The organism is Halomonas sp. ND22Bw (assembly GCF_003011945.1).
GTDB lineage: Bacteria > Pseudomonadota > Gammaproteobacteria > Pseudomonadales > Halomonadaceae > Halomonas > Halomonas halophila.
Genome location: NZ_PXWD01001824.1, coordinates 1 through 234 on the forward strand (window position 1 = coordinate 1; position 234 = coordinate 234).

The window sequence follows — 234 nt, forward strand, 5'->3', positions numbered from 1 at the left end:
CGAGTCGGCGAGGAGCGCGATCTTCTTGAAGTTCCGGGCCAGCGCCTCGTCGACCATCATGCCCGCCTGGAGCACGTCGTAGGCAGAGTTCCGGAAAACGTAGTTGGCGTCGTAGTCCGGTTCCTTGAACTGGTTCGTGATGATCGTGCCGGTGGCGACGTTGTTGAACACCGGAATCTCCGCTTCCTGGTAGAAGCGCTGCGCGGCCAGGGCCACGCCGGTGTTGATGAAGCC

General features: G+C 62.0%; 1 protein-coding gene. It reads right to left on the bottom strand.

The features are described 5' to 3' along the window. Positions 1-234, bottom strand: a 234-nt coding sequence (locus tag CVH10_RS24575) for a hypothetical protein (protein WP_219925123.1), incomplete at both ends; no start/stop codon positions are given.